This is a genomic window from Microbacterium sp. PRC9 (assembly GCF_031844125.1).
Taxonomy (GTDB): Bacteria; Actinomycetota; Actinomycetes; order Actinomycetales; family Microbacteriaceae; genus Microbacterium.
Map to the genome: position 1 here is coordinate 43,543 of NZ_JAUZUR010000007.1, position 23,101 is coordinate 66,643.

Genomic DNA, 23,101 nt, shown 5'->3' on the forward strand with positions numbered 1-23,101 from the left:
TCGGATCGGGTGGGCGGTACTGTGGCCGCATGGTGAGGACGTGGACGCGCGCCGATGCCGCTCGCGCCCTGCGGAGGCCAACCGCCGGCGACGACAAGTATTCCCGAGGCGTGCTCGGCATGCGGACGGGCTCCGAGGCCTACCCGGGGGCAGCGGTCCTCGGTGTCGAGGCCGCGTGGCGTACCGGCCTCGGCATGGTGCGCTACCTCGGACCCGCCCGTCCCACCGACCTGGTGCTGGCACGCCGGCCCGAGACGGTGACCGCCGACGGGCGCGTGCAGGCGTGGGTGATCGGATCGGGAACGGATGCCTCGGCCCGCACGCCGTCCGACACCGCGGCGCTGCGGGCGATCCTCTCCGACACCGACCCGGTCGTCGTCGACGCCGGGGCGCTCGACCTCGCCGCGGAGGCCACGGCCCCCCGCATCCTCACGCCGCACGACCGCGAGCACGCACGCCTGCGCTCGGCGCTCGGACTCGGGCATGCGCCGGCCGACCGCGTCGCCGCCGCCCGCGAGACCGCCGAGGCCACCGGCGCCGTCGTCCTGCTCAAAGGCGCCGTCACCGTCGTCGTGGCGCCCGACGGATGGGCGGCGACGGTCGAGGCCGGCACGCCCTGGCTCGCCACCGCGGGCACGGGGGACGTGCTCGCCGGCGTCATCGGAGCCCTGGTCGCCGGAGCGATGGCGCACGAAGGACGCACGGTCCCCACGCCCTCTCCACACGGCGCTGGCGCGCCGCGCGGAGCCTCGGGGCGCGTGGGCCCAGCCGCGACCCTCGCCGCCCTCGCCGCCTCCGGCGCATGGCTGCACGGGCGGGCGGGGGCGATCGCCGCGCAGGGCGCGAGCATCGCGGGGGCATCGAGCTCCCCGCCGTTCGGCGACGGGCCGATCACGGCTCTGGATGTCGCGGACGCCCTGCCCCGCGCCGTCGCCGAGGCTCTCGCGCACTCCTGAACCAGCCCCACTGCGGGCACAGAATCGGAGGTCGCGCGCGACGCGCCGTGTCGCGGCATCCGTTTCAGGCGTGTCGGGCATCATCTCCGATTCTGTGCGCGTCCAGGACGTTCCGCGGGCGCTCCCTAGGATGAAGGGGTGTTGCGGCGGATGTGGGTGTGGATCGCGTTCGTCCTCGTCCACGCGGTCGTCATCTGGCTCGGCTTCGCCGGCGACCACGCCGCCTCGTGGGACGTCGATCAGCTGTACCGCTGGTGGGCCGGGCTCACGCTCGGCGGCGACGTCGTGCCGGGCATCACCGAGGACTGGATCTATCCGCCGCTGGCGCACCTGCCGATCCTTCTCGTCGGGGCGCTGCGCGGTGTCGTGGACTACACCCTGGGCTGGGGACTGCTCGTGACGGCGCTCGATGCCGCGGCCTTCGCAGTGCTCGTCGGCCGTGGGCGCTCGCGCGGCCGCATGATCGCGGCGTGGTTCTGGCTGGCGGCGATCCTCGCGCTCGGCGGCGTGGGCATGTTCCGGCTCGACGGCGTGACGGTGCCGATCGCGGTCGCCGGTTCGCTGTTTCTCGTCGGCCGACCGTGGCTGGGCTCCGTGCTCCTCGCCGTGGCCACGTGGATCAAGGTGTGGCCGGCGGCACTGCTCGCCGCGGCGGTGATCGCGGTGCGTCGCCGGCTCGCGGTCGTCGGCGGCGCTGCCGCCGTCTCGGCGGTCGTCGTGGGGGTCGTCCTCCTCGCCGGCGGCGGCCCGCACCTGCTCGGCTTCGTGGGCGACCAGACCTCGCGGGGCCTGCAGATCGAAGCGCCGGTGAGCAGCGCCTACCTGCTGCTCGCGCTGGCGGATGTGCCCGGTGCGCGGATCTTCTACGACCCCGACCTGATCACTTTCCAGATCACCGGCCCGTCGGTCGACACCGTCATCATGCTGATGACCCCCGTCCTCATGTTCGGGATGCTCGCCATCGCGGTGATCGGCGCCGTCAAGGCGTGGCGCGGGGCGTCGTTCGTCGCGCTCTTCCCGCCGCTGGCCCTCGCGCTGGTGCTCGGCTTCATCGTCCTCAACAAAGTGGGGTCGCCGCAGTACATGACGTGGCTGATCGCGCCGGTCGTCGTGGGTCTCGCGATCGATCGGCGGCGGTGGCTGCGCCCCGCAGTCCTGACCGTGGTGATCCTCGCCCTCACCCAGTGGCTCTTCCCGTTCGCCTACGACTGGCTGCTCGTGCTGTGGCCCGCGGCAGTCTGGCTCGTCGTCCTGCGCAACGTGATGCTCGTCGCGCTGTTCGCGTGGGTCGTCGTGAGGCTGGTGCGGCTCCCGGTGCGGCAGCCGGTGGCGCTGCGCGTGTCAGAGTAGACCCCGTCCCCCTCGAGACCCGGAGGTCCCCATGCTCGTCGCCTTCTCTGTCGCCCCCAGCGGAACCGGCCGCGCCGACGGCTCGGTGCACGACGCCGTGGCTGCCGCCGTGCGAGTCGTGCGCGACAGCGGTCTGCCGCACCGCACGACCTCGATGTTCACCGAGATCGAGGGGGAGTGGGACGAGGTCTTCGACGTCGTCAAGCGCGCGACCGACGCCGTCGCGCCGTACGGCTCCCGCGTCTCGCTTGTGCTCAAGGCCGACATCCGGCCGGGCTACGCGGGCGAGCTCGACGGCAAGATCGAGCGCCTCGAGGCCGCGATCGACCGCCAGGAGGGCGACCCCGGCGCCGAGTGAGACTCCTCCTGCCGAGCACTCATGACACTCCGCGACGAGCGCGCCCGAATCGATTCGACAGGATCATCCGGCCGCCGGTAGCATGACGCCGTGACCTCCTCGAATCTGACGAGGGGGGCGGCGACGTGGGCGCTCCTTTCCCTCGCCGTCGGCAGCTTCGGCATCGGCATGACCGAGTTCGTCGTCATGGGCCTGCTGCCGAACATCGGCTCCGACCTGCTCCCGTCGCTCTGGCAGCTCCGCCAAGAGGACGCCATCTACCAGGCCGGCTGGCTCATCTCGCTCTACGCCCTCGGTGTCGTGGTCGGTGCCCCGACCATCGCCGGTGCGGTGGCGAAGTATCCGCGCCACCGCGTGATGATCGGGCTCGCGCTCGCCCTCACGGTCTTCAACGCGCTCACCTTCCTGGCGCCGACGTTCGAGTGGGTCGCGGCATCCCGGTTCCTCGCGGGGCTCCCGCACGGCGCGTACTTCGGCATCGGGGCGCTCGTCGCCGCCGACGTCCTCGGGCCGGGCAAGCGGGCGAAAGGCGTCGCGTTCGTGCTCACCGGCCTCACGGTCGCGAACGTCGTCGGCGTGCCACTGGGCACCTACCTCGGCCAGCAGCTGGGATGGCGGGCGGCGTTCATGGTCGTCGCGGCCATCTTCGCGGCGGCCACCGTGCTCATCGCGTTCTTCGTGCCCGGGCATCCGGGGGATCCCTCCCGCACGCTGCGTGCGGAGCTCAAGGTGTTCCGCATCGGTCAGGTCTGGCTGGCGCTCGGCGTCGGCGCGATCGGCTTCGGCGGGTTCTTCGCGGTGTACAGCTACGTCGCGCCGCTGGTGACCGAGGTCGCGGGATCGCCGGAGTGGGTCGTGCCGATCGTGCTCGTGCTCATCGGACTCGGCATGACCGTCGGCAACCTCGTCGGCGGCCACCTCGCCGACGTCGACCTGAAGCGGACGCTCATCGGGGGCCTCGTGGGGCTCGCGGCGGTGCTCGCGCTGCTCGCGCTGACCGCCCACTGGATCTGGGCGCTCGCGTTCTTCGTGTTCGCCGTAGGGTTCGTGGCGTCGGCGCTCAGTCCCACGATCCAGACGCGGCTGATGGATGTCGCCGAGGACAACCAGTCGATCGCCGCGGCCCTGAACCACTCGGCCCTCAACATCGGCAACAGCCTGGGCGCCTTCCTCGGCGGCGTCGTCATCGCGGCCGGATGGGGGTTCGGCGCACCCGCGTGGGTGGGCGTGGGCCTTGCTCTCGCCGGGCTGGTGCTGGCGTCGGCGAGCCTGATCCTCGAGCGCCGCAGGGTGCCCGTCGCTGTCTGAGCTCCGCGCCGCGGGCTTCGGCCATGGATAGAGTGTGCGGATGCCGGAACCGACGCCGTCCTCCGACCGCGCTCTGCAGGCGCTGAGCGACTCGATCGGCGGCGCTCGCACGCGCCGCCCCGAGGACGCCACCGACCCGGCCATCCCCGTCGCCGCGACCGTCGTGCTGTTGCGCGACGCCGGCGACGGGCTCGAGGTGCTGATGATCGAGCGGCCGGACCGTGGATCTTTCGCCGGTGCGTGGGTGTTCCCCGGCGGCAAGCTCGAAGACGCCGACCGGGGCGCCGAGGGCGACCCGGAGGAGGCCGTCGCCCGTCGCGCCGGCGTGCGCGAGACGCACGAGGAGACCGGGCTCGCACTCGACGTGGACGCGCTCGTGACGCTGTCGTGCTGGGACCCGCCGCCAGGCCTCGCGCTGCGCATCCGCACGTGGTTCTTCGTCGCGCAGGCCGCGGCGGGCGCCATCACGCTGTCGGCCGACGAGGCTGTCGCCGCCGAGTGGCTGCGCCCCGCCGACGCGCTCGCGCGACACGGGCGCGGCGGGTTGACGCTGTATCCGCCGACGTGGGTGACGCTGCACGGCCTGGCCGAGCACGCCGACGTTGACTCCGTGGTCGGGGCAGTACGCCTCCGGGGCGTCGAGCGCTTCGAGACGGTCGCGCGCCGTGGTGGCGAGGGACCCCTCCTCATGTGGCAGGGAGACGACGAATGGGAGGCGGACGCCGAGGGCGCAGCATCCGGATCCCGTCATCGCCTCGAGATCGGTGCCCTGCCGTGGCGCTACGAGCGCACGGACTGAGACCCCGAGGGGTCAGGCTTCGAGCAGCCGTCGCAGGTGCGCCCCGACGGCGTTCGTCTCGATGAGGAACCCGTCGTGGCCGAAGTCGCTCGACAGCACCACGGCGCGATCGCCGTCGAGCGTGTTGCGGATGCCGCGCGCGATGCGGTGCTGACCGTCGATGGGGAAGAGACGGTCGCTGTCGATGCCGAGCACCAGGGCCTTGGCGGTGACCAGGGACAGGGCGTCCTCGACGCCGCCGCGATCGCGGCCGACGTCGTGCGAGTTCATCGCCTCGACGAGCGTGATGTACGAGTTGGCGTCGAAGCGGCGCGTGAACTTGTTGCCGTGGAAGTCGAGGTAGGACTCGACGGCGAAGCGCCCGCCATGCCCGAGCGGGCTCACCCCGGATTGCCACGTGCGCTGGAAGCGCTGGTTGAGCTCGGTGGGGGACCGGTAGTTGAGCAGCGCCATCCGCCGGGCGAGCGCGAGCCCGCGGTTCGGACCGTCGCCGTCACCCGCGTCGTAGTACTCGCCGCCCTGGAACCGCGGATCGATGCGGATCGCCTCGAGCTGCACCGAGTTGAGCGCGACCTGGTCGGCGGTGTTGACGGGCGGCGACGACAGGATGCCGACCCGCTCCACGCGGTCGGGGAGCATGACCGACCACTCGAGCGCATGCATGCCGCCCATCGATCCGCCGACGACGGCGGCCCACACGTCGATGCCCAGGGCGTCGGCCAGGCGCACCTGCGCGGCGACTTGGTCGCGGATGGTCAGGTAGGGGAAGCGCGACGCCCACTCATAGCCGTCGGGTCCGATGGATGCGGGGCCGGTCGATCCCTGGCATCCGCCGAGCATGTTCGGGGCGACGACGAACCAGCGATCGGTGTCGATGGGCGCGCCGGGGCCGACGATGTCGTCCCACCAGCCCGAGGTCGGATGCCCCGCGCCGGCCGGCCCGCGCACGTGGCTGTCGCCGGTGAGGGCGTGCAGCACGAGCACGGCGTTGTCGCGCGCGGCGTTGAGCTCGCCCCATGTCTCGTAGGCGAGGCGGTACGCGGGAAGCTCGCGGCCTCCCTCGGTGCGGAACGCCCCGAACGCGGCGAAGTGGCGCTCGCCCACGGGATCGCCGTCGCGCCACGCGCCGGTCGCCGGAGGGCGGCCCAGCAGCAGGCGCGCGTCGGCCTCCGTCACAGGTGCGCTCGGCACCGTGTCTTCGGAGGTCTGCCAGTCCATCCGTCCATTCTCGCCTGAGCATGCGCCTGCATGCTGTCTGTTACGGGTACGGGAATGACGGATGCCGTGTGCCGGCGCAGTGCGCAGGCACACGGCATCCGTGTCCCGAGGAGGGGGATCAGGCGCGAGCGGCCTCCGACACGCGGCGTGCCGCGGCGAGTGCCTGCTCGAGGTCGGCCTTGAGGTCGTCGATGTTCTCGAGACCCACCGAGAGGCGCACGAGGCCCGGCGTGACACCGGTCGTGAGCTGCTGCTCGGGCGTGAGCTGCGAGTGCGTCGTCGACGCGGGGTGGATGACGAGCGAGCGCACGTCGCCGATGTTGGCGAGGTGGCTGAAGAGCGTCAGCGAGTTGACGAACTCGCGGCCCGCCTCGACGCCGCCCTTGAGCTCGAACGACAGCACCGCGCCGACGCCCTTCGGGGCGTACGCGTTGGCGGCCGCGTACCACGGCGATGTCGGCAGGCCCGAGTAGTTGACCGAGGCGACGTCGGAGTGGTTCTCGAGCCACTCCGCGATCTCCTGCGCGTTCTGCACGTGGCGCTCGACGCGCAGCGACAGCGTCTCGATGCCCTGGATCAGCAGCCACGCGCTGTTCGGCGAGATGGCCGAGCCGAGGTCGCGGAGCAGCTGCACGCGCGCCTTGATGATGTAGGCGAGGCCGTCGCCGACCGCGGCAGTGTAGGACGCGCCGTGGTACGACGGGTCCGGAACCGTGAGGCCCGGGAACTTGTCGACGTTCTTCGACCACTCGAACGTGCCGCCGTCGACGATCACGCCGCCGATGGTCGTGCCGTGGCCGCCGAGGAACTTCGTGGCCGAGTGGACGATGATGTCGGCGCCGTGCTCGAACGGCTTGATGAGGTACGGGGTCGCGATCGTGTTGTCGACGATGAGCGGCACGCCGTTCTCGTGGGCGACGTCGGCGACACCGCGGATGTCGAGCACGTTGATCTTCGGGTTGCCGATGGTCTCGGCGAAGAACAGCTTCGTGTTCGGGCGGACCGCGCGGCGCCACTCCTCGAGGTCGTCCTGGTTCTCGACGAACGTGACCTCGATGCCGAGCTTGGCGAGCGTGTACTTGAAGAGGTTGTAGGTGCCGCCGTAGATGGAGCTCGACGACACGATGTGGTCGCCCGCCTCGGCGATGTTGAGCACCGCGAACGTCGCCGCGGCCTGGCCGCTCGCGAGCAGCAGGGCGCCGGTGCCCCCCTCGAGCGCGGCAAGGCGCTCCTCGACGACGGCCTGCGTCGGGTTCTGGATGCGCGTGTAGATGTTGCCGAACTCGGCGAGCGCGAAGAGGTTGGCCGCGTGGTCCGCGTTGTCGAAGACGTACGACGTGGTCTGGTAGATCGGCGTCGCGCGAGCCTTGGTCACCGGGTCGGGCTGGGCCCCCGAGTGGATCTGCTTGGTCTCGAAACGCCAGTTCTCGGGTGCGGACATGGCCTGCTCCTGCGGGATCGGATGCCGGGAGCGTGCCCCCCAGCCGGGTTCGAGAGTACGGAGAACCCCGGGTTGTCAACAACGTGGGGGAAATGTGACGTAACGCGGTCGGGTCCCAGCAATCCCTGTCGGGGAGTGCCTCCGGGCGCGACGTGGGTAGCGTTGTGGTCATGGCGAACAGACGTGCAGTGGTGACCGGGGCGAGCTCGGGGATCGGCGAAGCGGCGGTGCGGGCGCTGCGGGCGAGCGGATGGGATGTGGTCGGCGTCGCCCGGCGCGCCGATCGGCTCGCCGCCCTGGAGGCCGAGACGGGTGCCGTCGCGTTCGCGGCAGATCTCACGGCCGACGCCGACGTCGAGGCGCTCGCCGCCTTCCTGGCGGACTCCGGCCCGGTGCACGCCCTCGTCCACGTCGCCGGCGGCGCACGCGGCACCGACCGCGTCGAGGACGGCCGCGTCGAAGACTGGCAGTGGATGTTCGACGTCAACGTGCTGTCGGCACAGCGGCTGGTCGCAGCGCTGCTGCCGCAGCTGCGCCGGGCTGCGGCATCCGACGGTCACGCCGACACCCTCTTCGTCACCTCCACCGCCGCGCAGACCGCGTACGCCGGCGGCGCCGGCTACAACGCCGCCAAGGCCGGCGAGGCGATGATCGCGCACGCGCTGCGGCTCGAGCTGAACGGCGAGCCGATCCGCGTGATCGAGGTCGCTCCGGGCATGGTGCACACGCCGGAGTTCACCCTCAACCGCCTCGGCGGCGACAGTGCGGCGGCCGAGCGCGTGTACGACGGCGTCGAGAAGCCGCTCACCGCCTACGACGTGGCCGACGTCATCGCGTACGCGCTCAATGCACCCGGCCACGTCAACCTCGACCTCATCACCATGCGCCCGGTCGCGCAGTCGGCGCAGTTCCTCCTCGCGCGCGGCCCGCTGCGCCCGCGCGGCGCGGAGGAGCTGTGACCCTCGCCGACGGCACCGTCGTCACCTATCCGGCCGGCGCCACCTCGTCCCGCGGCACGGTCGTCCACGTCACCGACGCCGGCGACGGGCGAACCGCCGTCGTCCTCGACGAGACCGCGTTCCACCCGGTCGACACCGCGTGGCCCGATCAGCCCGCCGACCGCGGCACGCTGGGCGTGGGCGGCGCCGAGCTCGTCGTGGTCGACGCCGTCGTCGGCGCGACGCAGGGTGACGGGCTGCTGCTCGGCCCCGACGTCCCCGTGCGCACGGGCACCGAGGGCTGGACCTTCGTCGTCGCCCACCTCGTCGAGAACGGCGCCGCGGTTGCGGTGGGCGACACGGTGGACGTGACGGTGGATGCCGCCTACCGCGCCGCGCTCTCGGCAGGGCACACCGCCTGCCACCTGGCCTCTCTCGCCCTCGACGCGGCACTCGCCGACGCGTGGCGCAAGGGCGCGCCCACCGATGCGCTCGGCGCCCCGGCCTTCGACGCCCTCGCGATCCAGGAGTCGCGGATCCTGCCGGACGGCTCTCGCGACGTCTACCGCATCGGCAAGTCTCTGCGGCGCAAGGGGTTCGACCCCGACGCGCTCGGCGACCTCGACGCCCTCGCGGCGCGGGTGGACGCAGAGCTCGCGGACTGGATCGCCGCGGGCGGCGCGGTGCGCATCGAGCGCGACGGCGACGCGCTCGCCGACCGGCGCACGTGGGTGTGCGGGCTGCCGGGCGCCGAAGCGAGGATCCCCTGCGGCGGTACGCACGTCGCCTCTCTGCACGAGCTGACGGCGGCGACCGTGGCGTTCACGTCCGCGCCGGTCGAGGGCGGCCTCGAGCTCGTCATGACCACGACGGTGGAGCGCGCCTGAGATGGCGATGACCCTGCCCGAGCTCGCCGACGCCGGACTCATCGACCCGGAGTGGTCGGCGGCGCTGGCACCCGTCGCTGCGGACATCGCCGCACTCGGCGAACGTCTCCGCGCCGAGGTCGCCGCCGGACGCCAGTATCTGCCGGCCGGCGACCTCGTGCTGCGGGCGTTCCAGCGCCCGCTTCCCGACGTGAAGGTGCTCATCGTCGGGCAGGACCCGTACCCCACGCCGGGGCATCCGATCGGGCTCTCGTTCGCGGTCGACGCGCACGTGCGACCGCTGCCGCGCAGCCTCGGGAACATCTACCAGGAGCTGGAGAGCGACCTCGGGATCCCGCGCGCGCCGCACGGCGACCTGTCGGCGTGGAGCGACCAGGGGGTCATGCTGCTGAACCGCGTGCTCACGGTCGCGCCGGGCGCGCCGGCATCCCATCGCGGCTGGGGCTGGGAGAAGGTGACCGAGCACGCCATCCGCACGCTCGTCGCGCGCGACAGGCCGCTCGTGGCGATCCTGTGGGGACGGGATGCCGCGAACCTCCGACCGCTCCTCGGCACGACGCCGATCATCGAATCGCCGCACCCGTCGCCGCTGTCGGCGAGCCGTGGGTTCTTCGGCTCGCGGCCGTTCTCGCGGTCGAACGAGCTGCTCGCCCAGCAGGGCGCCGACCCCGTCGACTGGCGAGTGCCCGCGTAGGGGCCGCCGGCCGATCGCAGACATCGAGGAGGAGTTCATGCTCGAAGAGGAATACGACAAGGACCGCCGCAAGCTGCCGCGCCATCTGCAGCGGCAGCCCGAGCCCGAGCGTCCGTTCTCGTTCACGATCCGTCCTGTCGAGGACCGGGACATCCCCGACATCCGCGAGATCTACAACTACTACGTCACCAACTCGGTCGTGACCTTCGACGAAGACGTGTGGTCGGTGGCCCAGTGGCGCAAGAAGCGCGACGGCCTCGCCAAGCAGGGGCTGCCCTTCCTCGTGGCGGAGTCACCGTCGGGTCAGGTCCTCGGCTATGCGCTCGTGCAGCCCATGTCGAGCAAGTCCGCGTACCGGTTCTCGGTCGAGAACTCGATCTACCTCGGCCAGGCCGCGACCGGCAAGGGGCTCGGTCGCGCGTTGCTCGAAGCCCTCATCGAGGCGTGCGAGGCAGCCGGGATCCGGCAGATGGTCGCGGTGATCAGCGACAAGGGCGCCGAAGGGTCGGTCGCCCTGCACGAGAGGATGGGCTTCGTCGAGGTCGGCCGCATGGGCCGCGTCGGCTTCAAGTTCGGCAGGTGGCTCGGGACGATCTACATGCAGAAGGCGCTCAAGCCGGCGAAGAAGAAGGGCCTCTTCACGCGCTGAGCGTCAGCGGCTCGGCCGATCGGGGTCGGCACTCTGCCGGCTCCAGTCGCGTACGGCGTCGACGAGTTCGCGCCAGGCGCCCACGACCTCGTCGTCGGGCAGCTCCGCCTCGAGGGGGCCGGTCCCCGACCACGTCGCGCGGATGAACCACACGAAACCATCGGGCATCGGTTCGCGGTTGCCCGCTTCGCTCCACGGGCAGCGGTCGATGAGGGTGATCCACTCGGACGCCTCCGCCTCGGGCGGCTGCGCCGACCACCGTCGCGTCATGCCGGCGATGCCACCGGTGCGCGCGACGTCGACCTCGACCGCGGGCGGCGCCGCGGAAGGTGCGGTCGGGTCAGGACTCGGCTTCTCGGTCATTCGGGATCACGCCGACGCCCGTCCACCCGGCGCGGACGGCGGCGACCTCCTCCGACTCCTCACCGTACTCCGCGGCGGCCGCGGCGAGGGTGGCGCGTGCGAAGGTGGTGAAATCGGCCGTGGACGGGAGCGTCCCCGACGTCAGGGCGCGGTACCAGATGAGCCCGGCGCGCTCCCACGCATGGCCGCCGAGCGCCTTCGCCGTGAGGTAGAACGCGTGATTGGGGATGCCCGAGTTGATGTGCACTCCGCCGTTGTCGTCGCGGGTCTCGACGTAGTCGCGCATGTGCGCGGGCTGCGGGTCCTTGCCGAGCACGTCGTCGTCGTACGCCGTGCCGGGGGCCTTGAGCGACCGCAGCGCGACGCCCTGCACGGCGTCGGTGAAGATCCCCTCGCCGATGAGCCACGTCGCCTCGGCGACCGTCTCCCCATCGCGGTGCTGCTCGGCCAGGGCGCCGAAGACGTCGGCGATCGACTCGTTGAGCGCGCCGGATTGGCCGCGGTACAGGAGGCCCCCCTCGTCTTCGATCACGCCGTGCGCGAGCTCGTGCGCGATCACGCTGAGCGACCGGGTGAACCCGCGGAACACCTCGTCGTCGCCGTCGCCGAAGACCATGCGCTCACCGTTCCAGAACGCGTTGTCGTAGTCGCGGCCGTAGTGCACGGTCGCCAGGAGCGAGCTGCCCGAGCCGTCGATGCTGTCGCGGGCGTAGGAGTCCCACCAGAAGTCGTACGTCGCGCCGAGCCCGTCGTACGCCTCGTCGACGGAGGCGTCGCCCGTCGCCGGGTCGTCCTCGCCGCGCACCCGGGTACCCGGCAGCACTTCTCGGTGCTTCGCGTCGGAGATCTCGCGGTCGGGTGCGGGCGTCGCCTCGGCGACGAGCGTTCCCGGCTCCTGGATCGACAGGCGCAGGCGAGAGCGCACCGGACGGTATTCGCGCGGCGCCGCCAGGGTGCGGTGCGCCGCGTCGGCCGCACGAGCCCAGTTCTCCTCCTGCACGGCGGCGATGCGGGCGAGCAGGTACGGGGGGACGATTCCGGGGCTCATGCTCCGAACCTACTGGCCGTCACCGACAGGGTGCGCTGCAGCCCGTAGGACACGAACATCCGGATGTCGACGTCCGAGAGTCCGATGCGGTGCAGGTCGCGGGTGGACGCGACGTGACCCGAGCGCGCCATCGCCATCTGCCAGGACATCACGAAGCCATGATCGCCGCCCACGCGCGCGGTTGTTCCGCCGGAGATGCTCCTGGGGATAAGGACGACCCGCCACACCCCCGGGGAGGAAGCGACCGCCGCGCCAACGGGCGGTCTCGGCGATGATCGCGGCATCCGTCTCTCGAGGACCCTCGCGGGTCCTGACCGAGCGTCCTTATCCCCAGGACTGTTTCTCCAAGGACCGGTCGCTCGTCGCGCGACACACCTCCGGGGGAGCGGCCGGGACGAGGCGAGGCCTCCGCGACTACCTGCCGTTCTCGATGACAGGGATGGATGCCAGCAGCCGCCGTGTGTACGCGACCTGGGGCTGCAGCAGCACCTTCTCGGTCGGGCCCTCCTCGACGATGCGGCCGTCCTTCATGACGACGACCTCGTCGCACAGGTTCTGCACGACGCCGATGTCGTGCGACACCATCAGGAGCGTCAGGCCGTCGCGCACCCGCAGCTCGCCGAGCAGTTCGAGGATCTGCGCCCGGACCGTGACGTCGAGCGCCGACAGCGGCTCGTCGCCCACGAGCAGCCGGGGACGGTGCACGATCGCGCGGGCGAGGGCGATGCGCTGCCGCTGGCCGCCCGAGAACTCGTGCGGGAAGCGGTCGGCCATGTCCGCCTCGAGGCCGACGTCCTCGAGCACCTCGCGCACGCGCGCGCGGCGGTCGCCGTCGATCCCCAGCGCCCACAGCGGCTCGCCGACGATGCGTCCGACGCTCATACGCGGGTCGAGCGACGCATACGGGTCCTGGAACACGATCCCCGTCTGCTTGCGCAGCCAGTGCAGCGACCGTGCCGAGGCGCTCGCGTCGACCGGTCGCCCGTCGAACTCGAGGGTGCCGGCGGAAGGGGTGTCGAGCGCCAGCAGCAGGCGGACGAGCGTCGACTTGCCGGAGCCCGATTCGCCGATGAGGCCGACCGCAGAGCCTTCGCGCACGTCGATGTCCGCGTCCTCGAGTCCCGTCGTGAACGCGGGCTTCTCGAACAGGTGCGTCTTCGGCGTGGGGTAGCGCCGGGTGAGCCCGCGGCCGCGGATCAGCACGCTCACTCCGCGCCCCCCGGCCGCCACAGCGTCGCCGTCGCGTCGCGCAGCAGCTCTTGAGTGACGACGGATGCCGGAGCCGACAGCAGCTGAGACACCGGAGCCTCCTCGACGACACGTCCCCGCTCGAGCACGACACCGTGCGTCGCGATCTGCGACAGCACGGCGAGGTCGTGGGTGATGAAGACGAGGGACATGCCGTCGTCGCGCACGAGCGACAGCAGCAGCTCGAGGATCTCGGCCTGGATCGTCACGTCCAGAGCCGTCGTCGGCTCGTCGGCGATCAGTAGGCGCGGACGGCAGGCGAGCGCCATCGCGATCGCGACGCGCTGGCGCTGGCCGCCCGACAGCTGATGGGGATAGCGAGCCACGATACGGTCCGGATCGGGGAGGGCGACACGGGATGCCTCGGCGACCGCGCGGGCGGCAGCATCCCGTTTCGAGAGCCCCTCGTGGATGCGGATCGACTCGGCGATCTGGCGCCCGACGGTGCGGATCGGGTTGAGCGCGGTGCGCGGCTCCTGGAAGATGATGCCGATCTCGTCGCCGCGGAGCTCGGCGAGCTCGCGGTCGGGCAGGCCCAGGACCTCTCGTCCGTTCCACCGCACGCTGCCCGACGCCGTCGCACCGTCGGGCAGGAGGCCCAGGATCGCGAGGGCGGTGAGCGACTTGCCCGACCCTGACTCGCCGATGAGTCCCACGCGGGCGCCATCGGGCACGGCGAACGACACACCGTCCACGACACGGCGGTCGCCGATGTCGATCGTCAGGCCCTGCACCTCGAGGCTCACGAGACCACCTCCGGGATGTGCAGCCGTGCGCGCCGGGTCGCGAACGGACTGCGCGAGAGTGTCGGGTCGGTCGCCTCCCGCAGGGCGTCGCCGAGGAGGTTGAGCCCCAGCACGGTGATCGTGATGGCGAGACCCGGCCACACGACCGACAGCGGGTGCACCCCGATGAACTGCTGCAGCTGCGCGAGGAGCAGACCCCAGGACGGCTCGGTCACCGGCGCGCCGAATCCGAGGTACGACAGGCCGGCCTCCGCGAGCACCGCGACCGCCATGCCCCACGAGAGCTGCACGATGAACACCGGCGCGACGTTGGGAAGGAGGTGCCGCCAGAGGTTCTGGGCCGGCGTGAGGCCGGAGGCGCGTCCCGCCAGCACGAAGTCGCTCTGCAGAACACGGCGCAGCTCGGGCCGTGTGACGCGGGCGATGTTGACGCCGAAGCCGATGCCGACCGCCCAGATCACGACCCAGAGCGACCCGCCCCACACCGCCGAGATCATCATCGCGATGATGAGCACCGGGAACGCGATCAGGATGTCGACGAACACCGCCACGGATTCGCGAACCCAGCGCGCGGTGAGGGCGCCGAGGGCCGCGAGCGAGATGCCGATCACGGTCGCGACGATGCCGGCGCCGATCGCGACGAACACCGTGGTGCGGGCGCCGGCCATCAGGAGGCTCAGGATGTCGCGCCCCGATCCGTCGGTGCCGAGCAGGTGCGGCCAGCCCGGAGGGGCCCAGCGGTCGGCGATGTCGACCTTCTGCGGGTCGAACGGCGTCCAGAAGCGCGCGACGATCGCGGTGATCCCCACGACGGCGACCACGATGAGCCCGAAGCGTCCTGTCGACAGAGACCACAGCCCGCCGAGCCACGCCCAGCGTGAACGACGTCGCGGGCTCACGATGCCTCCCGCTGCCGGGGGTCGATCACGCGATGCACGAGGTCGACGACGAAGCCGACGATGAGCACGAACCCGGTGAGCGCGAGGAGCTCGCCCTGCACCTTCGGCAGGTCGCGCGCGGCGACGTCGGCCACGAGCATGCGGCCGATGCCGGGGAGGGAGAAGAGCTGCTCGATGACCACGGCGCCGACGATGATGCCGGCGACCTGCAGGCCCAGCACCGTGATGACCGACAGTCCCACGACGGGCAGGCCGTGGCGGAGGAGCGCCTGGTCGCGCGTGAGCCCCTTCGCGGCCGCGGTGCGCACGAAGTCCTGCCCGACCGCCTGCAGTGTCGCGCTGCGCACGAAACGCAGCAGCATGGCGCCCTCGACGATGCCGATCGTGAGGGCAGGGAGGATGAGGGCGCGCAGTGCCGCCCACGGGTCGCTCCACCCCGACCGCGGGAAGCCCTGCGCGGGCAGCCACCCGAGCCACACCGCGAAGACGACGACGAGCATCATGCCCGCCCACACCACGGGCACCGCGGCGAGGGTCTGCGCGCCGACGCTGAGTCCCGTGCCCGAGGCGCGCCCGCGCCGCATGGCCGAGAGCACGCCGAGCGGCACGCTGATCACCACGGCGATGAGGAGGGACAGGATGCCGAGGGGCACGGTCACCTCCGCCTTCTGGGCGAGCTCGTCCACGACGCTCGTGCCCGTGAGGAGGGAGGTGCCGAGGTCGCCCCGGAAGAGTCCGCCGACCCAGGTCAGGTACTGCTCGGGGAGCGGGCGGTCCAGGCCCAGCCGCTCCCGGATGGCGTCCTGCTGCTCGGGTGTGGACCCGACACCGGCGATGAGGTGCGCGATGTCACCGGGGAGCACCCGGAGGGTGAGGAAGATCAGCACGCTGGCGACGAGAAGCCCGAGCAGGAGCAGGGCGAATCGGGTCAGCGTGTACCGGATCACCCGTTGCTCTTGGCGATCTCGGCGACGTTCAGGCGCTCGTTCACGTTGATCGACGGCATACCGGCGATGTTAGTGCCGACGGCGACGACGGAGGCCCCGTTGTAGAGCCAGTCGGCGGCGGCGTCCTCCGACACGATGCGGGCGGCCTGCTTCCGCAGGTCTGCCGCCTCGGACTCGTCGGTGGCGGCCAGCGACTGGGCGTACAGGTCCTGCACCTCGGGGTTGTCGTAGGTGAAGTAGTAGTCCGGGTTCGCCCAGTTCTCGAAGTCGCGGGCCTCGGTGTGGAGCACGAAGCTCAGGTCGTAGTCGTGGTTCGTGTAGACGTCGGTGAGCCACGTGGTGAAGTCGACCGAGTCCACATCGAGGGTGATGCCGACCTCGTCGAGGTCCGACACGAGGATCTGCGGGATCGTCGTCGAGTAGAAGCTCGGGATGGTCAGCGTCAGCTCGAGGTCGTCCTCGTAGCCGGCCTCCTTGAGGAGCTTCTTCGCGGCCTCCGGGTCGTACGGCGCGACGTCCGACAGGTCCTCGTAGCCGGGGTCGAGTTCGGGGATCGGACCGTACTGGGTCTGCCCTGACGCGAGGGCCTCGATGATGGCGTCGTGGTCGATCGCCTGACGGATCGCCTGGCGCACGCGCTTGTCTGCGAGCGGGCCGGTGGTCTGGTTGAACGCGAGCGTGCCCTTGTCGGTGGACTTCCCGAGCACGAGCGCGAAGTCGCCGTTCTGCTCGACCTGCTCCTTCAGGTTCGCGTCGAAGCCCGTCAGCACGTCGACCTCGCCCGCGAGCGCCGCGTTGAGGGCGGCCTGGTTGTCGGGGATGTACTCGAACACGACCTCGGCGGCGCCGGACGCGTCGCCCCAGTAGGCGTCGTTGCGCTCGAAGGTGATGCTGTCGCCCTGGCGCCACTCGGTGAGCACGAACGGACCGGTGCCGTTCGCCTTGGTCTTGTAGTCGACGGTGTCGCCCTCCTTGAGGACGATGCCGGCGCGGCCGGTGAGGTTCCACAGCAGGCTCGAGTCGGGCTCGCTGAGGGTGAGCGTGATGTCCTGCCCCTCGGCGGTGATCGAGGTGACGTTCGCCAGGCGCGCCGCGTCGCGCCACGCCGGCGTGTCGCGGCGAGTCGTGAGCGACCACACGACGTCCTGCGGAGTCAGCGCCTGGCCGTCGTGGAACGTCACCCCCTCGCGCAGCGTGAAGGTGTAGGTGAGGCCGTCGGGCGAGACGGTCCAGTCGCTCGCGAGCGCGGGAACGATGTCCTGCTCGGGCGTGCGGGCGACGAGGCCCTGGTAGATGTTGTCGACGAGGATCTGGTCGAGCGCCGACCCTGCGGTCTCGCGGATGTCGAGGTTGCCGGGCTCGAGCACCAGCCGGACCGCGACCGACGCGTCGGGGTCGGGCTCCCCGGGCGAGGTCGGCGCGGCATCGCCCCCGCCACCGCTGCAGGCGGTGAGGACGAGCAGACCGGCGGCCAGCAGCGAGGCTGCGGCGAGAGAGGTGCGACGGAGCATGAAGGTCCTTTCGGGGAGGGGCCCGTGTGTGGTGTGCGGGGCCCCGGGGCTGCCCAGGGGGGTCAGGACTGCCGGATGGGTATCAGCCTAGGGATATCGCCGAGGTGCGCGGCGACTCGGTACCCGGAACGCAACAGAAGTGTTAACGCTTCCCGACCAGCGCCGCAGCGGTCACGCGACGCCGGCGATCGCACGCAGGCGCGCGCCCAGTTCCAGCGGGATCTCTTCCTGCACGTTGTGCCCCGAGGGGACGACGGCGACGGATGCTGCGGGCACGCGTCGCGCGAACTCCGCGGCGTCGTCGTCCGTGACGTAGCCGCGCTCCCCGCGCAGGAGCGTCGTCGGGGCCGCCACGGCGGCGAGATCCGCCCAGCCGGACTCGCCGAGCACCGAGGCGACGGCGTCCTGCCCTTCGACGGGCTCGGGGACCGCCGGCCCGGAGGCCGCCGCGTTCGCGAGCCGGGCGAAGTGGTGCTTCCACTCGACTCTGCCGTCGGGGCGGACACGGGAGTTGAAGTACACGCCGCGCTCGGCCTTGCGGCGGGTGCCGCCGCCGAGCCCGAAGGAGAGCGCGCGGTCGACGAGCTCGTCGCGCGACCCCCAGTCGGCGGGGCCGGCGAAGAAGTCGCGGATCTGCTGCGCCCCCGCGTTCGGGTCCAGGCCCGGCGTGATGTCGATGACCACCAGCTCGCGCACGAGATCGGGTCGGGACGACGCCACGGCGGCCGCGGTCAGCCCGCCGAGCGACTGCCCCACGAGCAGCTGCGGGGCGTCGGTCCAGGTGTCGATGCCCGCCGCGACGTCCGGCGCGAGCACCCGCGCGACGTAGGCCGTGTCGTCGCGCCACGACGAATCGCCGTGGCCGGGCAGATCGATCGCGAGAGCGGGGAGCCCGAGCGCGAGGATCGTGGTGTCCCACGTGTGCGCGTTGAGGCCCGCGCCGTGGAGGAACGTCACCACGGGGGCGGCACCGGGGGAGTCCGCGGGCGTGTACCGCAGCGCGCTCAATGTGCGTCCGTCGGCCAGCGTCAGCGACAGCCGCTCGCCATGGGGGACGAGAGCCGGGATGCCGGCCTCCGCGGCCTGCTCGGGAAGGAACGAGAACTCGTCGATGGGGTCGCTCACCCGCTCATCATGCCCCACCCCGGCGACGCCCGGCCTCGCGCGAGCCGGCCCTGGGTAGTCTGGCGTCATGACGGCAGAACACCGCGTGCATCTCTCGCGAGCGGCGCGACCCGCCTATCAGGCGCTCTCGGCCTTCTCGAAGACCGTGGGCGGCATCGCCGCCGAGAACGGCATCGACGACCGGCTCAAAGAACTCGTGCAGATCCACGCCTCGCAGCGCAACGGCTGCGCCTATTGCGTGCGGGTGCACGTCGAGCGGGCGCTCGCCGCCGGCGTCACGGCGGACGACATCGCGCAACTGCCGGTGTGGCGCGAGTCGGGCGTCTTCTCCGACCGTGAGCGGGCGGGCCTCGAGCTCGCCGAGGCGTATGTCTACATCCACGAGGACGGCATCCCCGACGACGTGTACAACCGCATCGGCGGCGTGCTCAGCGAGAAGGAGTACGTCGCCCTCAGCTGGATCCTCGTCTCGATCAACGCGTTCAACCGGATCGCCATCGCGGGCCGGTACAGCACGCCGCCCCGCGACGACCTCGTCGGCGAAGACAAGGACGCCGCCGCGGGCGCCGCCTGGTGACCATCCCCACACCCCCTATCGATCCGGCACCGGTCGACCCCGTCGTACCGGGCGCGGTCAATCTCCGCGACGTCGGCGGCCTGCGCGCGGGTGACGCGGCCACGCGGTTCGGCGTGCTGTTCCGCTCGGGCAACCTCGCCCGGCTCGATCCCGCCGGCACCCAGGCGCTCGCGGATCTTCGCCTCCGGCGCATCATCGACCTCCGCGCCGACGACGAGGTCGCGCGCGAACCCAGCCGCATCGCCGGTCTCGACGTCGTGACGCAGCGCGTGCCCCTGTTCCTCGGATCGGTGGAGTCCTTCTTCCGCGACGACATCAGCCTCGACGAGATGTACCGCCGACTCGTCGACGACTCCTCCGAAGGTGTCACCGCGGTGGTCCGCGGCATCCTCGTCGACCAGCCGGTGCTCGTGCACTGCACCGTCGGCAAGGACCGCACGGGCGTGACGATCGCACTCACCCTCGCCGCTGCCGGTGTCGACCCCGACGCTGTCGTCGCCGACTACGCCCGCACCGAGGGGCTGCTTCCGCCGCAGCGCAATCGCAAGATCGTCGAGATGCTGCGCGCGATGCACCCCGACGCCGTCCACCTCGAGGACCTCGCGACCAGGTCCCCGGCGCCCGTCATGCGGGCACTGCTCGACGATGTCACGCGGCGGTACGGGTCCGCCGAGGAGTACCTGCGCGCCCATGGCCTGGCCGACGACGAGATCGCCGAGCTGCGCCGCGTGCTGCTGCACCGCAGCGCGTAGAGGCGAGGCATCCGCTCTTCACGATCGGTAATGAGGTAAGGCAACCCTTCATCAGCGGTTATAGTGGAGGGGTCATGGTCCAGAACATCCAGCCTCAGAGTGCCGCGCACAACGCGTCGGCGTGCCGTGCGTCGCGTCACACGCGCGTGCAGCACCTGATCACGGCCGACGAATCGTCGCTGGCCGAGCTCGAGGCCGTGCTCGCGACCCTGCCGATCTGCTCGACGGGCCGGGTGTTCATCGAGATCCCGGATGCCTCGTGGCTGGCCGAGATCACCGCTCCGAGCCGCATGATCGTGACGTGGCTCGACCGCTCGCAGCGGTCGGGCGCGCCCGGCACCGGCCGCGGCTGCGCGTCGGGCGAGGCGCTGACGCGTGCGGTCACCGCGTGGGCCGACGAGATGCTCTGTGCCGAAGACGACGAGACCCGCATCCACCTGCTGGGCGGCTACCTCGGCACCGCCGACATCGTCGACCACCTGGTCGAGCTGGGCATCCGCGCGGACGCGATCCACACCCCCGCGCAGTACGGCCTCGCCACCGCGCGCTGAGTCGCCGTGCGGCGTCGGCGCCGCGATGCACGCTCCCTAGGTACTGCCCTGGTATTCACCTCATTGACGGGGCCCGAGCCTCGGAGTTCGATGAGCGCGGGCGAGCTCGCTGCCGCCCTGTCGACTGGAGGGGGCGCATCATGCGCAGGAAGATCATGTTGGGAATCGCGGTGGGGGCTGTGCTGGTGCTCGGTTCCGCGGGCGGAGCATTTGCGGGGGAGTACAACGCCAACGGCGAGGCGACCGGCGCGCGCAGCAACGCGAACTCGCCGTGCGCGTTCTCCGGCCTGGAGGACCACGAGACCGACGGCTCGGGCGTGGAGCCGGGGGCCACGCAGAACTGGGGCCAGTTCGACCAGGAGGTCCGCAAGGCCGCCAGCCTGCACGGCGGCGGCGCCTCCGAGGTCAACATCCCGGGCCTCGGGGAGTGGGGCTGCAACGGTCACACCCAAGGGCAGAAGTGACCTGAGGACGCGGTCGGAGTATCCGGCCGCGTCCTTCGTGCTGTCGTCGCCTCGTGCGATCAGGCCGCGCCGCGCGGCACGTAGTTGCCGTCGGCGAGGCCGGCCTCGATCTCGAACCGGTTGCGAAGCGGGTTGCGGCCGGCCAGCAGGTAGAGCACGGGCATGAGCAGCCCGTAGCGCTGCCACTGCCGCTTGTGCACCGCCTCGTGCCGCAGCAGCGCGTCGGTGACGCGCCCGTCGCCGGTGAGGAAGCACGCGCCGACGCACGAGCCGCCGCGCGGGAACGTCCAGCGGGGCATCCCGCGGAACACCCACAGGCCCTCGCGCTTCTCGACCCGCCCGGTGCTCCAGAGCGTGCCCCAGACCCATCCCACTGCGCAGCCGTACCAGTAGCCGATGCGGCTGATCGGCGAGTCCAGGAGGATCGACGGGATGGCGTCGTCGATGCGGCGCCCCCTGATGACGGCGCGCTCCGCGGCGGCGCGCCACCCGGCGGGCGGCGTGGGGATGGGACTCACGCCAGCGCCCCGATCACGCGCAGGATCGCGCCCAGGTCGTCGGTCGCCGCCGCGAGCGAGGCGGGCGAGTAGCCGGCGAGGGATGCGCCGACCAACGGCACCCGCTCGCGCAGGCGCGCGACCGCGACGGTCAGCTCCGTCACGGTGACCCCGAACGGCTCGGGGTGCGCGTTGCCCGCGATCTCGGCGGGGTCGAGCGCGTCGATGTCGATGTGGATGTAGACGGCGTCGGCCCGCGTTGCGAGCACGGCGTCGGCGAGGGCGTCGGCGTCGCGCAGCGCGTCCACCGTGAGCGCCGTGATGCCGAGCTCCGCGACGACCTCGAGCTCGGGGTCGTCGAATGACCGCGCCCCGCCGACGATCACGCGCTCGGCGGCGATCGTGCCGGCGGGAAGCGCCAGGCCGGGATCCCCGTCGCCGATCACGGCGCGCAGCGCCATGCCCGCGAAGGCGCCCGACGGCGACGAGTCCGGCGAGTTGAGGTCGGGGTGCGCGTCGATCCAGACCACGGCGAGCCCGGGGGAGCGGCGGGCGGCGTGAGCGATCGGCGCCAGCGCGACGCCGCAGTCGCCGCCGATCGTGAGCACCGGCTCATCCGGCGCCGCGGCATCGTGCGCGTCGAGCGCCTGCGCGACCATCCCGCGCACGCGCTGCAATGCGCTCAGGCGATGGATGCCGGTGCCCAGCGATTCGCCCGCCTCCATGGGCACGTCGAGCACGGTGGTCGAGGCCCGGGGGAGGTCTCCCGCGATCGCCTGGGCGCCGTCGATCAGCTGCATCGCGCGGGAGGACGGGCTTCCCTGCCACTGCGGGACCACGAGGTAACGCGTCATCTCCTCATCTTCGCGCAGACCGGGGGTCGAGGCATCCGTCCTGCCGTCCGTTCGCTGGAGGCAGACGCGAGGGGCGCCGGATCCGCGCGGATCCGACGCCCCGAGGCAGCGAGCGGTGGGCTCAGTTCTCGATCGCGGCCTGCACCGGAGCGCCGGACTTGAGCGCGGCGAGGCGCGCCTCGACCTCGGTCAGCTCGCCGACGTCCTCGAGGGCGTTGAACTGCGCGTCGAGGGTCGACGCGGCCAGCTCCTGTTTGCCGGCGGCGAGGGCCTCCTGGCGGCGCACCTTGTCTTCGAAGCGGCCGAGCTCGCTGGTCGGGTCGAGCACGTCGATCGACTTGACGGCGTCGTGCACCTTGTTCTGGGCCTCGGCGGTCTTGGCGCGGGCGAGAAGCTCGGAGCGCTTGGCCTTCAGCTGCTCCAGCTTCTGCTTCATGCCATTGAGGCCCTCCTTCAGCTTGTCGACGACCTCGTTCTGCGTCGCGATGGTGGGCGCGATCGCCTTGGCCTCGTTCTCCTCGCTGATCTGACGCTGCAGCGCGATCTTGGCGAGGTTGTCGAACTTGTCGGCGTCGGTGGTGTTGCCGGTCTTGCGCAGCTCGTCGGCCTTGCGGCTGGCGGCGAGGGCCTTGTTGCCCCACTCGGCGGCGGCCTGCACGTCCTCCTGGTGGTCGCGCTCGAGCAGGCGCAGGTTGCCGATGGTCTCGGCGATGGCCGACTCGGCGTCGGCGATCGAGTTCGTGTAGTCGCGCACGAGCTGGTCGAGCATCTTCTGCGGGTCCTCAGCGGAGTCGAGGAGTGCGTTGATGTTCGCTTTCATGAGGGTCGAGATGCGACCGAAGATGGACTGCTTCGCCATCGGTTTTCCTTCCTATCGGACGTCAGTTCTGGGTCGGTGAGTCTGGTCTGGAGACGGATGCC

Annotated in this window: 27 protein-coding genes; 13 read left to right on the top strand and 14 right to left on the bottom strand. The window is 71.6% G+C overall.

What is annotated here, in order from left to right:
• The first annotated feature begins 29 nt into the window (after window positions 1-29).
• The 5 genes from Q9R33_RS16075 to Q9R33_RS16095 all read left to right on the top strand — a co-directional run bounded on the left by Q9R33_RS16075 (window position 30) and on the right by Q9R33_RS16095 (window position 4,771).
• Window positions 30-956 carry an ADP/ATP-dependent (S)-NAD(P)H-hydrate dehydratase gene (locus tag Q9R33_RS16075; RefSeq protein ID WP_310248532.1) on the top strand — a complete coding sequence of 309 codons (927 nt, stop codon included), beginning with the start codon at window positions 30-32 and terminating at the stop codon, window positions 954-956.
• A 138-nt stretch (window positions 957-1,094) separates the two neighbouring features.
• Window positions 1,095-2,306 carry a glycosyltransferase 87 family protein gene (locus tag Q9R33_RS16080; protein ID WP_311294390.1) on the top strand — a complete coding sequence of 404 codons (1,212 nt, stop codon included), beginning with the start codon at window positions 1,095-1,097 and terminating at the stop codon, window positions 2,304-2,306.
• A 31-nt stretch (window positions 2,307-2,337) separates the two neighbouring features.
• Window positions 2,338-2,664, top strand: a complete 327-nt coding sequence (locus tag Q9R33_RS16085; protein ID WP_311294391.1) for a thiamine-binding protein — start codon at window positions 2,338-2,340, stop codon at window positions 2,662-2,664.
• A gap of 90 nt (window positions 2,665-2,754) precedes the next feature.
• Window positions 2,755-3,972, top strand: a complete 1,218-nt coding sequence (locus tag Q9R33_RS16090; protein ID WP_311294392.1) for an MFS transporter — start codon at window positions 2,755-2,757, stop codon at window positions 3,970-3,972.
• Window positions 3,973-4,012: 40 nt separating this feature from the next.
• Complete coding sequence (locus Q9R33_RS16095; protein ID WP_311294393.1) at window positions 4,013-4,771, top strand: NUDIX hydrolase; 759 nt, start codon at window positions 4,013-4,015, stop codon at window positions 4,769-4,771.
• A 12-nt stretch (window positions 4,772-4,783) separates the two neighbouring features.
• Here the strand turns inward: Q9R33_RS16095 and Q9R33_RS16100 are convergent, their stop codons facing one another.
• Together Q9R33_RS16100 and Q9R33_RS16105 are read right to left on the bottom strand one after the other, a co-directional pair.
• Complete coding sequence (locus tag Q9R33_RS16100; protein WP_056370397.1) at window positions 4,784-5,989, bottom strand: homoserine O-acetyltransferase; 1,206 nt, start codon at window positions 5,987-5,989, stop codon at window positions 4,784-4,786.
• A 118-nt stretch (window positions 5,990-6,107) separates the two neighbouring features.
• Window positions 6,108-7,430: a bifunctional o-acetylhomoserine/o-acetylserine sulfhydrylase gene (locus Q9R33_RS16105; protein WP_045297454.1), complete on the bottom strand. Its 1,323-nt coding sequence runs from the start codon at window positions 7,428-7,430 to the stop codon at window positions 6,108-6,110.
• Window positions 7,431-7,600: 170 nt separating this feature from the next.
• Here Q9R33_RS16105 and Q9R33_RS16110 point away from each other — a divergent pair, with 170 nt between their 5' ends.
• The 4 genes from Q9R33_RS16110 to Q9R33_RS16125 are packed head-to-tail and all read left to right on the top strand — an operon-like array spanning window position 7,601 to window position 10,598.
• Window positions 7,601-8,389, top strand: coding sequence for an SDR family oxidoreductase (locus Q9R33_RS16110; protein WP_310248515.1), 789 nt, complete (start codon window positions 7,601-7,603; stop codon window positions 8,387-8,389).
• Entirely contained in the window at window positions 8,386-9,255 is an 870-nt protein-coding gene (locus tag Q9R33_RS16115) for a metal-dependent hydrolase (RefSeq protein WP_311294394.1), read from the top strand. The genes Q9R33_RS16110 and Q9R33_RS16115 overlap by 4 nt, the downstream gene beginning before the upstream one ends.
• 1 nt (window position 9,256) lies before the next feature.
• Entirely contained in the window at window positions 9,257-9,949 is a 693-nt protein-coding gene (locus Q9R33_RS16120) for a uracil-DNA glycosylase (RefSeq protein ID WP_310248510.1), read from the top strand.
• 37 nt (window positions 9,950-9,986) lie between these two features.
• Window positions 9,987-10,598, top strand: coding sequence for a GNAT family N-acetyltransferase (locus Q9R33_RS16125; RefSeq protein ID WP_056370389.1), 612 nt, complete (start codon window positions 9,987-9,989; stop codon window positions 10,596-10,598).
• Window positions 10,599-10,601: 3 nt separating this feature from the next.
• Here the strand turns inward: Q9R33_RS16125 and Q9R33_RS16130 are convergent, their stop codons facing one another.
• The 9 genes from Q9R33_RS16130 to Q9R33_RS16170 all read right to left on the bottom strand — a co-directional run bounded on the left by Q9R33_RS16130 (window position 10,602) and on the right by Q9R33_RS16170 (window position 18,485).
• On the bottom strand, window positions 10,602-10,961 hold the full coding sequence (locus Q9R33_RS16130) for a protealysin inhibitor emfourin (protein WP_310248507.1): 360 nt from the start codon (window positions 10,959-10,961) through the stop codon (window positions 10,602-10,604).
• On the bottom strand, window positions 10,939-12,009 hold the full coding sequence (locus Q9R33_RS16135; RefSeq protein ID WP_056370385.1) for a M4 family metallopeptidase: 1,071 nt from the start codon (window positions 12,007-12,009) through the stop codon (window positions 10,939-10,941). Before Q9R33_RS16135 ends, Q9R33_RS16130 begins: the two co-directional genes overlap by 23 nt.
• Entirely contained in the window at window positions 12,006-12,161 is a 156-nt protein-coding gene (locus Q9R33_RS16140) for a hypothetical protein (protein WP_310248502.1), read from the bottom strand. The genes Q9R33_RS16135 and Q9R33_RS16140 overlap by 4 nt, the downstream gene beginning before the upstream one ends.
• Before the next feature lie 262 nt (window positions 12,162-12,423).
• Window positions 12,424-13,158: an ABC transporter ATP-binding protein gene (locus Q9R33_RS16145; protein ID WP_396654123.1), complete on the bottom strand. Its 735-nt coding sequence runs from the start codon at window positions 13,156-13,158 to the stop codon at window positions 12,424-12,426.
• Window positions 13,159-13,214: 56 nt separating this feature from the next.
• Window positions 13,215-14,003 carry an ABC transporter ATP-binding protein gene (locus Q9R33_RS16150; RefSeq protein WP_310248496.1) on the bottom strand — a complete coding sequence of 263 codons (789 nt, stop codon included), beginning with the start codon at window positions 14,001-14,003 and terminating at the stop codon, window positions 13,215-13,217.
• Window positions 14,000-14,902: an ABC transporter permease gene (locus tag Q9R33_RS16155; RefSeq protein WP_056370380.1), complete on the bottom strand. Its 903-nt coding sequence runs from the start codon at window positions 14,900-14,902 to the stop codon at window positions 14,000-14,002. Before Q9R33_RS16155 ends, Q9R33_RS16150 begins: the two co-directional genes overlap by 4 nt.
• The gene (locus tag Q9R33_RS16160) at window positions 14,899-15,849 is read right to left on the bottom strand and encodes an ABC transporter permease (RefSeq protein WP_311294396.1); all 951 of its coding nucleotides are present in this window, start codon (window positions 15,847-15,849) and stop codon (window positions 14,899-14,901) included. The genes Q9R33_RS16155 and Q9R33_RS16160 overlap by 4 nt, the downstream gene beginning before the upstream one ends.
• The gene (locus Q9R33_RS16165; protein ID WP_311294397.1) at window positions 15,846-17,360 is read right to left on the bottom strand and encodes an ABC transporter substrate-binding protein; all 1,515 of its coding nucleotides are present in this window, start codon (window positions 17,358-17,360) and stop codon (window positions 15,846-15,848) included. The genes Q9R33_RS16160 and Q9R33_RS16165 overlap by 4 nt, the downstream gene beginning before the upstream one ends.
• A 171-nt stretch (window positions 17,361-17,531) precedes the next feature.
• A complete protein-coding gene (locus Q9R33_RS16170; RefSeq protein WP_235560252.1) occupies window positions 17,532-18,485 on the bottom strand; it encodes an alpha/beta fold hydrolase in 954 nt (317 codons plus the stop codon).
• 67 nt (window positions 18,486-18,552) lie between these two features.
• Here Q9R33_RS16170 and Q9R33_RS16175 point away from each other — a divergent pair, with 67 nt between their 5' ends.
• The 4 genes from Q9R33_RS16175 to Q9R33_RS16190 all read left to right on the top strand — a co-directional run bounded on the left by Q9R33_RS16175 (window position 18,553) and on the right by Q9R33_RS16190 (window position 20,829).
• Window positions 18,553-19,062 (top strand): carboxymuconolactone decarboxylase family protein, encoded by a 510-nt coding sequence (locus Q9R33_RS16175; RefSeq protein ID WP_045297469.1) that lies wholly within the window; start codon window positions 18,553-18,555, stop codon window positions 19,060-19,062.
• Window positions 19,059-19,814, top strand: a complete 756-nt coding sequence (locus Q9R33_RS16180) for a tyrosine-protein phosphatase (protein WP_396654119.1) — start codon at window positions 19,059-19,061, stop codon at window positions 19,812-19,814. The genes Q9R33_RS16175 and Q9R33_RS16180 overlap by 4 nt, the downstream gene beginning before the upstream one ends.
• A 74-nt stretch (window positions 19,815-19,888) precedes the next feature.
• Complete coding sequence (locus tag Q9R33_RS16185; protein WP_056370374.1) at window positions 19,889-20,365, top strand: SIP domain-containing protein; 477 nt, start codon at window positions 19,889-19,891, stop codon at window positions 20,363-20,365.
• Between the two features lie 140 nt (window positions 20,366-20,505).
• Complete coding sequence (locus tag Q9R33_RS16190; protein WP_157549698.1) at window positions 20,506-20,829, top strand: hypothetical protein; 324 nt, start codon at window positions 20,506-20,508, stop codon at window positions 20,827-20,829.
• A 59-nt stretch (window positions 20,830-20,888) separates the two neighbouring features.
• Here the strand turns inward: Q9R33_RS16190 and Q9R33_RS16195 are convergent, their stop codons facing one another.
• The 3 genes from Q9R33_RS16195 to Q9R33_RS16205 all read right to left on the bottom strand — a co-directional run bounded on the left by Q9R33_RS16195 (window position 20,889) and on the right by Q9R33_RS16205 (window position 23,039).
• Window positions 20,889-21,347, bottom strand: a complete 459-nt coding sequence (locus Q9R33_RS16195; RefSeq protein WP_200919498.1) for a Fe-S oxidoreductase — start codon at window positions 21,345-21,347, stop codon at window positions 20,889-20,891.
• Window positions 21,344-22,180: an arginase family protein gene (locus Q9R33_RS16200; RefSeq protein ID WP_311294399.1), complete on the bottom strand. Its 837-nt coding sequence runs from the start codon at window positions 22,178-22,180 to the stop codon at window positions 21,344-21,346. Before Q9R33_RS16200 ends, Q9R33_RS16195 begins: the two co-directional genes overlap by 4 nt.
• Before the next feature lie 121 nt (window positions 22,181-22,301).
• Entirely contained in the window at window positions 22,302-23,039 is a 738-nt protein-coding gene (locus Q9R33_RS16205) for a PspA/IM30 family protein (RefSeq protein WP_056370369.1), read from the bottom strand.
• Window positions 23,040-23,101 lie beyond the last annotated feature (62 nt).

Bases quoted from the DNA above. Each gene is read 5' to 3' on its own strand.
- Q9R33_RS16075 (WP_310248532.1), top strand. From the start codon at position 30: ATGGTGAGGACGTGGACGCGCGCCGATGCCGCTCGCGCCCTGCGGAGG.
- Q9R33_RS16085 (WP_311294391.1), top strand. From the start codon at position 2,338: ATGCTCGTCGCCTTCTCTGTCGCCCCCAGCGGAACCGGCCGCGCCGAC.
- Q9R33_RS16095 (WP_311294393.1), top strand. From the start codon at position 4,013: ATGCCGGAACCGACGCCGTCCTCCGACCGCGCTCTGCAGGCGCTGAGC.
- Q9R33_RS16100 (WP_056370397.1), bottom strand. From the start codon at position 5,989: ATGGACTGGCAGACCTCCGAAGACACGGTGCCGAGCGCACCTGTGACG.
- Q9R33_RS16105 (WP_045297454.1), bottom strand. From the start codon at position 7,430: ATGTCCGCACCCGAGAACTGGCGTTTCGAGACCAAGCAGATCCACTCG.
- Q9R33_RS16110 (WP_310248515.1), top strand. From the start codon at position 7,601: ATGGCGAACAGACGTGCAGTGGTGACCGGGGCGAGCTCGGGGATCGGC.
- Q9R33_RS16120 (WP_310248510.1), top strand. From the start codon at position 9,257: ATGGCGATGACCCTGCCCGAGCTCGCCGACGCCGGACTCATCGACCCG.
- Q9R33_RS16125 (WP_056370389.1), top strand. From the start codon at position 9,987: ATGCTCGAAGAGGAATACGACAAGGACCGCCGCAAGCTGCCGCGCCAT.
- Q9R33_RS16130 (WP_310248507.1), bottom strand. From the start codon at position 10,961: ATGACCGAGAAGCCGAGTCCTGACCCGACCGCACCTTCCGCGGCGCCG.
- Q9R33_RS16135 (WP_056370385.1), bottom strand. From the start codon at position 12,009: ATGAGCCCCGGAATCGTCCCCCCGTACCTGCTCGCCCGCATCGCCGCC.
- Q9R33_RS16165 (WP_311294397.1), bottom strand. From the start codon at position 17,360: ATGCTCCGTCGCACCTCTCTCGCCGCAGCCTCGCTGCTGGCCGCCGGT.
- Q9R33_RS16175 (WP_045297469.1), top strand. From the start codon at position 18,553: ATGACGGCAGAACACCGCGTGCATCTCTCGCGAGCGGCGCGACCCGCC.
- Q9R33_RS16185 (WP_056370374.1), top strand. From the start codon at position 19,889: ATGGTCCAGAACATCCAGCCTCAGAGTGCCGCGCACAACGCGTCGGCG.
- Q9R33_RS16190 (WP_157549698.1), top strand. From the start codon at position 20,506: ATGCGCAGGAAGATCATGTTGGGAATCGCGGTGGGGGCTGTGCTGGTG.
- Q9R33_RS16200 (WP_311294399.1), bottom strand. From the start codon at position 22,180: ATGACGCGTTACCTCGTGGTCCCGCAGTGGCAGGGAAGCCCGTCCTCC.
- Q9R33_RS16205 (WP_056370369.1), bottom strand. From the start codon at position 23,039: ATGGCGAAGCAGTCCATCTTCGGTCGCATCTCGACCCTCATGAAAGCG.